General features: G+C 66.2%; 8 protein-coding genes. 5 read left to right on the top strand and 3 right to left on the bottom strand.

Annotation, left to right across the window (positions count from 1 at the left end):
• Positions 1-201 precede the first annotated feature (201 nt).
• Both ACIBST_RS44725 and ACIBST_RS44720 read right to left on the bottom strand, forming a co-directional pair.
• On the bottom strand, positions 202-1,305 hold the full coding sequence (locus ACIBST_RS44725; protein ID WP_397179557.1) for an AAA domain-containing protein: 1,104 nt from the start codon (positions 1,303-1,305) through the stop codon (positions 202-204).
• A 1,473-nt stretch (positions 1,306-2,778) separates the two neighbouring features.
• Complete coding sequence (locus ACIBST_RS44720) at positions 2,779-3,756, bottom strand: helix-turn-helix transcriptional regulator (protein ID WP_397179556.1); 978 nt, start codon at positions 3,754-3,756, stop codon at positions 2,779-2,781.
• Positions 3,757-4,063: 307 nt separating this feature from the next.
• Here ACIBST_RS44720 and ACIBST_RS44715 point away from each other — a divergent pair, with 307 nt between their 5' ends.
• From ACIBST_RS44715 to ACIBST_RS44705, 3 genes are all read left to right on the top strand, one after another.
• Positions 4,064-4,243, top strand: a complete 180-nt coding sequence (locus ACIBST_RS44715) for a hypothetical protein (RefSeq protein ID WP_397179555.1) — start codon at positions 4,064-4,066, stop codon at positions 4,241-4,243.
• A gap of 7 nt (positions 4,244-4,250) precedes the next feature.
• The gene (locus tag ACIBST_RS44710) at positions 4,251-4,724 is read left to right on the top strand and encodes a hypothetical protein (RefSeq protein ID WP_397179554.1); all 474 of its coding nucleotides are present in this window, start codon (positions 4,251-4,253) and stop codon (positions 4,722-4,724) included.
• 628 nt (positions 4,725-5,352) lie between these two features.
• Positions 5,353-6,207 carry a hypothetical protein gene (locus tag ACIBST_RS44705; RefSeq protein ID WP_397179553.1) on the top strand — a complete coding sequence of 285 codons (855 nt, stop codon included), beginning with the start codon at positions 5,353-5,355 and terminating at the stop codon, positions 6,205-6,207.
• Between the two features lie 236 nt (positions 6,208-6,443).
• On the opposite strand, the gene ACIBST_RS44700 is transcribed toward ACIBST_RS44705, so the two are convergent.
• On the bottom strand, positions 6,444-6,743 hold the full coding sequence (locus tag ACIBST_RS44700; protein ID WP_397179552.1) for a hypothetical protein: 300 nt from the start codon (positions 6,741-6,743) through the stop codon (positions 6,444-6,446).
• Between the two features lie 580 nt (positions 6,744-7,323).
• On the opposite strand from ACIBST_RS44700, the gene ACIBST_RS44695 reads away from it, so the two are divergent.
• Together ACIBST_RS44695 and ACIBST_RS44690 are read left to right on the top strand one after the other, a co-directional pair.
• Complete coding sequence (locus tag ACIBST_RS44695; protein ID WP_352361466.1) at positions 7,324-7,707, top strand: metalloregulator ArsR/SmtB family transcription factor; 384 nt, start codon at positions 7,324-7,326, stop codon at positions 7,705-7,707.
• Complete coding sequence (locus ACIBST_RS44690; protein WP_397179551.1) at positions 7,707-8,606, top strand: cation diffusion facilitator family transporter; 900 nt, start codon at positions 7,707-7,709, stop codon at positions 8,604-8,606. Before ACIBST_RS44695 ends, ACIBST_RS44690 begins: the two co-directional genes overlap by 1 nt.
• Positions 8,607-8,609 lie beyond the last annotated feature (3 nt).

Genomic DNA, 8,609 nt, shown 5'->3' with positions numbered 1-8,609 from the left:
GTTGGTTCTTCTTGGTCGTTGAACCCTTTACCGGAGACCTCTCTGCATGTCCGGCTTCGACACGCCGTTGATCAACACTTCGAAACAGGCCCTAGGTGCCCCGGCTGCTATATGCCCAGCTCAAGCCATCCAAAGAGACGGAGTAGGTCCCACTCTCCTAAAGCGGGTGCCGCAGGTTCGAATCCTGCCGGGGGCACTCACCTAGATCGGCATTTCAGGCCTCTGACCTGCGGTTTCACAGGCGCGAGTCTTTTGTTTTGTGTCCTCGGTAGGCAGCAGACGGTGCCCGCATGCAACCGTAAGACCATGATCAGGGGACATGGCACTGCGAGCCACATACGCCCGACGGGACGATGCGAGCCGGGGCGGGTACCGGCGTTCTTCGACGCGTTCGGCGTCCGCATGGACGGCGAGCAGCTCTTGGTTGGCCGACAACTGCTCGCGGATGGCAGCGATCTGGCCCGCCACCGTCATCGACATCCGTTCAGCGATTTTCGCCGAGTCGATCTGATCGCCGAACTTCGCGGCCAGGGAGGACAACTCGATGTCGCTGGCGCGCTGCACCAGGCCGACATCGAACGAGTCTTCGCCCGACAACAGGTCACAGATGCGTTCAAGCGCCTGGTCCACGGCGACCTTGGTCGGGGCGAGAAACAGGACCCGCAGTCCTTGCCGGTAGCAGCCCTCGACGATGGCGGCAACCACGTCCGTCTTGCCGGTTCCCGGCGGGCCCCAGACGAAAGTCAGGTCGCTGCCCAGAGCACTTTCGATCGCCTGCCGTTGGTTCGCGTTGAGCGTGCGGTTTCGGTAGCCACGGATGAAGTGGTCGGGAGTGGTGCAGCGAGCGTGGCGCGGCTTGCCCTGGCCTAGCACCCAACCTGCGGTCGTGAGGTTGACCGGGCTGTTGTCGCCGCCGTTCGCCCCCTCCATCCGATCGAGCAGAGCCTCCAGTCCTGCCGTTTCATCCCTGCGCAGTTGGGCGTTTGCGGGATCGCTACCGAGGTCGGCGGACGTACGAACTCTGACCTTGCCGTCGGGCATTCGCGCTGCCTCTGCACGTTCCCATGGCGCTCGGGAGCGGGACAGCCGGATGAGCAGTTTCTCACCGGAGAAGGCGTCCTTCCACGCCTTGCAAGTGAACACGTACTCGCGGGACTCGCTGCTCCCGCCGGTGCGGCGGCCGGCGGCCAAGGAGACCTTTTCGCCCTCGCCATCCACGCGGAGTTCAGCGGCGATTTCCAAGCGGACGGCTCGCGCCAGCTCATCGACGGGATAGGGCCTCTGCTGTGCGGCGGGGCTGACCATCGCGCTCCCGGGAGGACGGAGGAGGAGGTAGGCGTACCGTGCAGGCTCAGGAACATACCCATCGCGACTACGCCTTGGAACTTTTCGAGCACGGACTGTTTCCTGGCGCGGTGATTCCACCCAGGAATGCGCGCACGGAGCGCGAAGACGCCGATGTTCCTGCTACTTCGGTGCCCGCCTCGCCCTCTCCCTTCCGTACACGTTGCCGTAGCTCTCGGTGAAGAAGCTCCCTGCCACCAACTACCACCGAAAATCCGCAGAAATCACGAACAAATGGGTCCAGAAAAACGCGAGGTCGGACCGACTCGGATCGATAACCCAATATGCGGAGCAGACGATGCCGCGTCACTTCTAACACTTTGTCGAGGTCGGCGGGTGCGCAACCGGTGAGCATGTGCTGAGCAGCTCGCAGGTTGATTGTCGACGAGGGCAACCCGGCAGCCCACTGCCGCTGACATTCCGGACACCGCTCCCACGCTTCGCGTTGCCTCCGGCAGCGAAGAGCCCTCTGGAAGGAGCGATTCCATTTGCCAACATCGTGTGAATGGCCATTCAGGAAACCGGCGTAGAGAATGTCCGAACGAGTCGCGATGTCAGGAGTGCATGACGGATCAGACTCACTATGACGGTGGAGGAAGAAGCGGAAGAGATCGGAAAATTGTATCGGCCAGGCGAACCGCATGAATGGAGAAAAGGGTGTCGGATTGCCGCCGTACCAATCATGAGTCTGAAAGTATCTCCGCGACGGTCGCGGACGTTCCGATGGGAACGTAAGCCGGGTTGAATCCTTCGCGAGCCGGTCGCCGTCTCGCAGACTCTTTGGCCCGGGATCACTCGCGGCAAGCGGTGGTCGCTCTTCGGTTGATTGCAGCTCCAGAACCACCGCGTACGCCCGCAGGAGTCCGGGCGGGGCGTCGTCGATGAGCGCCGCGGCGAGCAACGCGATCCGCCTGGCGACATCATCGCGAACCTCTCTCAGCACGCCGTCATCCACGAGTTGGCGAAGGACGCGATCCGGACCGCCCGGTTGTTCGATCACTCTCAGGGCTGCACGCATCCGTGGTGGCACCCTCAGGACGATGCTGCCCGGCGATCTCCAGACGTCAGTTGGGCAAATCGGGCGGGGCACGGCGTGGGCCAACGCATCGGCACGGGGCCACCACAGATCGCCTGTCGTGTTCCCCTCGGCGAGTCGCGCACCGGTTCTATGCGTCGCGGCTTGCCGACACATCGCTGCCAGAATCCGGGAGACCAGTTCGTTGACGTCGAACCCGGCGCTGGGAGAAGGGTGGTGGATGCGGGCCCGCCGAGCTGTCTCGGCGGGAACCAGCGCCTGAATTCGCTTGACCACGGGGCTGCCCAGCGACGAGCCTGCCAGCAGATCGTCCAGTTCATCTCGGGCATGCGCTTCGGGCCCGCCAGGTTCTACGCGTGCCCGTGGGGTCCACCGGTCTTCTGTCTGACTCATGACCGTCACCTCTCCGCGTCATCGGGGTCTGTCGTGGTCTGCGCGGCCGTGTTTCTCCTGTCGAACTTCTGACGAACCCGCCTCAGCCGGCCTTCGAGCGCCTTGGGGGTGAGGCCTGCCTTCTCCGCGGCCTCCTGCTGGGTGTAGCCGAGTGCGCTGTACCACAGGACCTGATGCATCTCAGGTGCCGGGATCTGCGCCATGGCACGGGAAATCTCGTCACGCACGATGACCTGGCGCTCCGGTCCCGGGGTTAGCGCGAATTGCCGTACCGGCTCCAACGCCGCGACGTCATGGGCGAGGCCCGCAGAGACGAGCGCACGCTCGAGTCGTTGCTGCCGGCATCTGTGGCGGTAGACCTTCTCGAAGGCGAACAGACATCCTCCGATGAAGTACGTACGCATCGACGCCCCCCGACGCGGATCGCACTGGCCTTCCTCGACCGCGCGGCGGAACCTCTCCACGCCCTCCCCAGCAAGGTCGTGCACGAACTCCTCAACCTCGTCCCGATCCCACGCTCGCCAGTCGAACGGATCGCGGGTGATCTTCGGGAGCGGACTCTTACCTTGGCCGGCCCGGGTCTGGTTCGCCTGCTCCCGCCGCTGGTTGACCTTTGCGAAAATCTCCCCTCGCGCCACCCACATCCCCAAGATCGGCAAGGCGTAGCGGACCAACTGCTCCGCCACTCTGTCGAATCGGTCACGGCGGCCTGCCGCCAGGTCGGCCCTCAGCAGCATCACGATCTTGTGATCGTTCTCCAGTCTCGCCTGCCGCGCCTCGTCACTCTCGGGCTCAACATCTTCCGCAAGCTGTCTCTCGGCGTCCGCAACGAACTCGCTGTCGATCGGTGACGCCAGTTCCTCGGCGGCCGGTTCGTCGTCCCTGCCGCCTGCGTCGTCTTCCCACGTCGTCACCGCTGGACCGCAGGAGTCACCGTCGTGGCAGGCGCCGCCTGGGTCGGGCTGTTCGTGGGCCATCGACATACCCGCTCCCCTCGAGGGGTTGGAGGACCGCAGGGACAGCCACGGTCCGGGGGACATGATTGAGGGTGTACGCACCTGCTCTATGCAGCCCGCGGCGATTTTCCCCCGCTCTGTTGAGAAAAATCTTCCTAACGCCCCAAACGAGGGTTATGCCGATGTGGCCGCCTATGTCCTGAGCGACATCGCCGTACTGATGTGACTCAAGAGACAGAAGGGAACCACATGGCAAGCCATCTCGACGCCGTGCCGCCCCCGCCCCGCTGCGACGCTCGCTTCGACCACATCACCGTGTTCATCGGAGGCACCAGTGCTGTCTGAACGCACCCTCCTCACCTTCCTGTGCGCAATCATCGCCATGGCGATCACCACGGGCCTGATGCTCGCCGACAAAGCCACGTGGCCGAACGCTCTCATCGTGGGGCTGGGAGCGGGAGGTGGCACCCTGATCGGCGTCTCCAGCCTGATCGACAAGAGCAAGCGTCCATGAGCCACTCATGGAGTCGCGTCAGCCCGGCGACAGTCCGAAATCAGAGCAGTCGGCGATCGAAAACGCCATGAACGGGTGCTACGCCCGCCCGTTCCTTACCGCAACGCTGAGGAACATCCCCATCATGGCCATCCCCCTCTCCGATCAGGACCAACTCACGCTCCGCCTCGCCGGCTGGGGCGCCGTCTCGCTGATGTCGGCCGCCGGCGCTGCCAGGCTCGGCCCACAAGGCCGCCACCAACGGCTCCATCGCCCTGGCTTCCGCCACCGGTCTGAGCGGCACGTCCTGGTCAAGGCTCCCAAGAGCCTGACAGGCAAGACCGTCGCCACGCTCGCCGACCAGGTGCTGCCTGCCCTGACCACCTCCATCAACCTGCGCAAGCAGCAGGCTCCGGAGGAGGCCGACAACTTCCGCCGCCCTGTCACCGTCGCCGTCGACGCCGCCGTCGAGTCCCAGAAGGCGAGCCCAGCCCGACCGTGACCGACATAGCCCGTAAGATCACTGAGGCCCTCGACACCGCCTGATGGCCGGCCAACCCCGCGCCACTCCAGAATGCCACGGGGTCCCCTCCGAACCCCGTGGCATTCCCCAATCCCGACCCGGCCGACTCAGGAACGCGACAGCTTGGTTGCCCACGTCGCGGTCGGCACACAAACAGGCTGTCCAACGGCACCATCAGAGTGCTCAACTGCAGCAGCTGGGTCTCGACCGGCATTTGTCCTTCGCGGAGAGCGCCGACCGGAGGATTTGCCGACGTCCCCTCGCCCGGGCCCTTGGTCGTGCACTCTTGTATGAATCTTTCTCCGCACCCGCCTCGTGAACTCAGCCGCTCACCAAGGACGCCAAATGGCCGATACGCCGGACTACGCGCAGGTTCAGCTCAACCGTCGTTCCAAGCGTTCCCGCCGCAGCACGCTTACCGCAGCGGTCGCGAGCGGAGTAGCCGTCGCGGCAATCGTCACAGTCACAACGTACGTTCTGTCCAAGCCGGAAACCTCCTCAGCCAGCAGTGGAACCGCTTCCGTCAGCTCGGCGCCTGAACCCATCGAGAAACTGTGGCCTACAGCAGTGCACGAACCCCGACGGCAGGAAGGTCCGGCCGCGACTGATGGTGGATGCCACCAAGGTTCTCCTGACCGCCGAAGGCGGCTTCGAGAAGGCGAACGGGCTCTACACCTACGACGTGAACAGCGGCGAGATGGACAAACTCGCCGACATCACCCTCCCAGCCGGCACCACCCTCTTCCCCGACGGCTTCACCGCAGGCCAAGGCCGGATCGCCTGGTGGACCGCCCGCGGCGCCGACGACAAACGAACCGCCGACATCTGGACCGTCCCGACGACCGGCGGCAAACCGCAGCTCGTCACCTCCGCTCCGCTGCCGCCCGCCTCATCGGCCGGCTTCGTCACCGGAATCGCCGTCACCCGTGGCCGTCTCGCCTGGTCAGCCGGGAACGAGGGCGTCTTCACCGTGGACGTCAACGGCGGGCAACCGCAGCGCGTAGAAGGCACGCAGGGACAGCACATCCTGAACTGGCCCTGGGTCGGATCACCCGGGACGTTCGGCGGCAACGAAGCCCCCTTCCAGTCCGTCATGAACATCGAGACCGGCGAGAAGCGCGCCCAGACCGGCTTGCAGCCAGGCAGCCCTGTGGCCTGCGGCATCACGCTCTGCGTCACGCACCCCGCCCGATCCGCGATGGCACAGGTCCAGGGCCGGGACGGACGAGCACGACACGAGATGGATATGACGGGAGTCGCGCCGCAGCCTCTCCAGCGGGACCGCTTCCTGTCCGCCCAACTGCCGGATCGCGCGCTGGTGCACGACGTGCAGTCAGGGGTGTCCGCCGAGATCCGCGGCATCGACACCCGGACCCGCTACCGCGCCCCGGCCGGCGGCAACATCGCCCTCTTCGGCCGCGGCGACAAGTTCGTGGTCGTCGACCTCACCGCTGTTCATTGACCGCTCGTCCAGAAGCCTGATCGTCGCTTTCCACATGACGCCAGAACGTCAGAACCCCTGCCCTCATGAACGAGCGGCCCCGACTTCATGACAGGCCGGCCACCAGCGCCTTGGTCTCTCGGCGGGTCTTATGCATGCCTGCACATTTGCAGGAGGCGACCGACTCCTCCGTGTGGGTGCCGACGACCGCTCTTGAGGACTGAACTTCATGTCCGTGTGCCGTCGCGGTAGAGCGATCAGCCGAATGCGCACAACCTGTTGAACTCCGCGACGTCCGTATTGATATCCGCGATCACCTGGTTGGGGTCGCCGCCGGTCATGCCCGTCAGGCGGAAGCTCAGTTCCTGGAACTCCGCGGCCAGTCGCCTGATCTTCACTCCTACCGCTCCCTGCGCGTTGAGTCCCGCGCCCATCAAGTCGCTGTACGTCTGCTGAGCCGCGGCCGCCTGGCCGCGGCGGCTGGTTCCGGCATTCCTGGTGTAGGCGGTCAGGACCGCCGCCGTCTCGTCACAGCCGACAGACCGGACCTCCGGCACCGCTGGAGGGGATTTCTGGACCGCTCGCGTGCGGCTCGGTGATTGGGACGTGCTGGGCTCAGGCGATGAATCCACCGGCGATGGTGGGTGGCGAGTGACGACCCGACCCGGCGAGGACGGCGGCGGGGACGGACTGGAAACCACTGTGCCGGGCGGGGTCTTGGGTGGCATCAGGTAAGCCAAGAGCGCGACCACGGCTGCGATCGAACCAGCCAGAGCGCTCACTGCCGTCCAGTTCAGGCGCGAGCCCGTTCCCCCGCCACCCGCCCCCGCTGATCCGCTTCCGGTCATGTTCTGATGGTGGCCGAGCCGCCGAACTCGGTCCAGGAGACTCCTGCAGCTGTTCTTGATCCGCAGACAGCACCGACGCCGGCTGCGCTCCGACCACGGACGATCCCGACCGGACGGCCACTATCCCGCTGCCCCTTCCCTACCGAAGGGCCAGCGCCGCTGACCGGGACGACGCCGCCTCGGGGTGCGTCCCGGCGTAGGTGCGGTGTGGGGGAGTTGTCGTTGTTGACATTCGCTGCATGGGCGCCAAAATACACATATGAACAGTTCTTCAGCTGAGAATGTGTTGATGGTGGACGGCTGCGCCGTCAAGGTCGTGGATGCCGACCGGGTGTCCGCGGTGTGCGAGCGGATGCCCGCTGCCGAGGACCTCACGGACACGGCGGACATCTTCGGCCTGCTGTCCGACCCCAACCGGCTGAAGCTGCTGGTCGCCCTGCTGGACGGCGAGCTGTGCGTGTGCGACCTGGCGGCGGTGACCGGGCAGAGCGAGTCGGCGGTCTCCCACGCGCTGCGGCTGCTGCGCGCCCATCGCATCGTGGCCGCCCGTCGCTCGGGCCGGATGGCCTACTACCGGCTGGAGGATCCGCACGTGCGGATGCTGCTGGACCTGGCGCTGGCCCACACCGAGCACACCGAGGCCATCCACCCGGAACGGGAGGGCGAACGCTGATGGGTCACGGGCATGGGCACGGGCACGCCGGGGCCCGGCACCGCTGGCGGCTGGCGGTCTCGTTCGTGCTGATCGGTGGATTCTTCCTGGTCGAGCTGGTCTACGGACTGATCTCCGGGTCGCTGGCCCTGATGTCGGACGCCGGGCACATGGCCGCCGACGTGGTCACGCTCGGCGCGGCGCTGGTCGCCACCAGGATCGCCGCCCGCCCCGACACCACCGGCCGGCGCAGCTACGGCTCCTACCGAGCCGAGGTGTTCGCCTCGCTGCTGGCCGTGGTCCTCATGCTGGGCGTCGCCGTCTACGTGGTCGCCGAGGCGATCGGCAGGATCGGCGGCTCGTCCGAGGTGTCCTCCGGGCCGATGCTCGTGGTGGGTGCGCTCGGGCTGGTGGTCAACCTGATCGCGCTGTTCCTGCTGCGGTCCGGCGCCAGTGAGAGTCTCAACGTCAAGGGCGCGTACCTGGAGGTGGTGGCCGACACGGCGGGTTCGGTCGGCGTCATCGCGGCGGGGTGGCTGATCACGGCGACCGGCCAGGTGTTCTGGGACACGGTCATCGCGCTGGCCATCGGCGTGTTCGTCGCCGTGCGTGCGATCTCGCTCGGCCGGCAGGTGTTCGCGGTGCTCGGCCAGCACGTGCCCGAGGGCATGGACGCCTCCGTCGTGGCGGCCGACCTGGCGGCCATCGAGGGCGTGCGCGACGTGCACGACCTGCACCTGTGGACGCTGACCTCCGGCATGAACGTCGCCACCGCCCACCTCGTCACGGGCGACCAGAGCGACAACCACGCCGTCCTCGATCAGGCCCGCGACCTGCTGCGCACCCGTCATGGGGTCGCGCACGCGACCTTGCAGGTGGAGCCGGACGGACACACCGGCTGCGACGAGATCGGCTGGTAGCCG

The sequence above is a fragment of the Nonomuraea sp. NPDC049684 genome (genome assembly GCF_044465345.1).
Classification (GTDB): domain Bacteria; phylum Actinomycetota; class Actinomycetes; order Streptosporangiales; family Streptosporangiaceae; genus Nonomuraea.
This window is presented reverse-complemented; position numbering and strand designations above follow the sequence as displayed.